This window comes from Longimicrobiaceae bacterium, from assembly GCA_035936415.1.
Classification (GTDB): Bacteria; Gemmatimonadota; Gemmatimonadetes; order Longimicrobiales; family Longimicrobiaceae; genus JAFAYN01.
The window spans coordinates 1-1,585 of record DASYWD010000525.1; the positions used below are offsets into that span (position 1 = coordinate 1).

The 1,585-nt window shown below is 73.7% G+C and carries 1 protein-coding gene; it reads left to right on the plus strand.

Annotated elements, in window-relative coordinates; all coding sequences use genetic code 11:
* The first annotated feature begins 34 nt into the window (after nucleotides 1–34).
* Nucleotides 35–1,552 (plus strand): phytoene desaturase, encoded by a 1,518-nt coding sequence (locus VGR37_21230; GenBank protein ID HEV2149935.1) that lies wholly within the window; start codon nucleotides 35–37, stop codon nucleotides 1,550–1,552.
* Nucleotides 1,553–1,585: the final 33 nt, after the last annotated feature.

Sequence of the window (1,585 nt, forward strand, 5' to 3'; positions counted from 1 at the left end):
GCCACGGCGCCGCCCGCGAGCGCGAGGGCCGGGCATGAGCGACGCGACGCGGACCGTGGTGATCGGGGCGGGGCTCGGCGGGCTCGCGGCGGCGATCCGCCTGCAGGCGCGCGGGCACCGGGTGACAGTGCTGGAGGCCACCGGCCAGCCCGGGGGGCGCGCCAGCGTCTTCCGGCACGACGGCTTCTCCTTCGACGCGGGGCCCACCGTCGTCACCGCGCCCTACCTGCTGCACGAGCTGTTCGCGCTGGCCGGGCGCGACTGGCGCGACTACTTCGAGCTGGTGCCGGTGGACCCGTTCTACCGGGTGGAGTTCGCGGACGGGTCGCGCTTCGACTACGTGGGCGACGAGGAGCGCATCCTCGCGCAGATCCGGGAGATGAGCCCGCGCGACGTGGACGGCTACCGCCGGCTGGCCGCGCACTCGGAGCGGATCTTCGACGTGGGCTACACGCGGCTGGCGGATGCGCCCTTCGACCGGCTCTCGGAGATGCTGCGCGTCGTCCCCGACATGGTCCGCCTGGGGAGCCACCGCACCGTGTACGGGATGGTCTCCCGCTACCTGCGCGACGAGCGGCTGCGGCAGGTCTTCACCTTCCAGCCGCTCCTGGTGGGCGGAAATCCCTTCAACACCACCTCCATCTACCTCCTGATCCACTGGCTGGAGCGGAAGTGGGGCGTCTGGTTCGCGAAGGGGGGGACCGCATCCATCGTGGCGGGGCTGGTGCGGCTGCTGGAGGAGATGGGCGCGGAGCTTCGCTGCGGCGCGCCGGTGGAGGAGATCGAGGTGCGCGACGGCCGCGCCCGCGCCGTGCGGCTGGAGGGCGGCGAGCGGATCCCCGCCGGCCTGGTGGTCGCCAACGGGGACCCGGTGCACGTCTACGGGAAGCTGGTGGACGCCCGGCACCGCCGCCGCCACACCGACCGCTCCCTGGCGCGGCGGCGCCTCTCGATGGGGCTCTTCGTGGCCTACTTCGGCACCCGGAAGACGTACCCGGAGCTGGCGCACCACACCATCCTGATGGGGCCGCGCTACCGCGGGCTGCTGGAGGACATCTTCAAGCGGAAGCGGCTGGCGGACGACTTCTCGCTCTACCTGCACGCCCCCACCCGCACGGATCCGTCGCTGGCGCCGCCGGGGCACGAGTGCTTCTACGTCCTCTCCCCCGTCCCGCACAACGACAGCGGGATCGACTGGGAGGCGGAGGGGCCGCGCTACCTGGAGCGGATCCTGGGGCACCTGGAGGAGCGCTGCCTCCCCGGGCTGCGCGAGAACCTGGTGACGTCGTTCCACGTCACGCCGCGCTACTTCGAGGAGCGGCTGCGCTCCGCGAAGGGGGCCGGGTTCGGGATCGAGCCGCGCCTCTCGCAGTCGGCGTACTTCCGCTTCCACAACCGCTCGGAGGACGTGGAGGGGCTGTACTTCGTGGGCGCGGGGACCCACCCCGGCGCGGGGATGCCCGGCGTCCTCTGCTCGGCCAAGGTCCTGGACCGCGTCCTCCGCGGCGAGCCCGCACGGCCGGCCGCGCCCGTGCCCGCGGTGCCCGCGTGAACGCCGCGGTCCGCGAGGCGAGCCGCGCGTCGC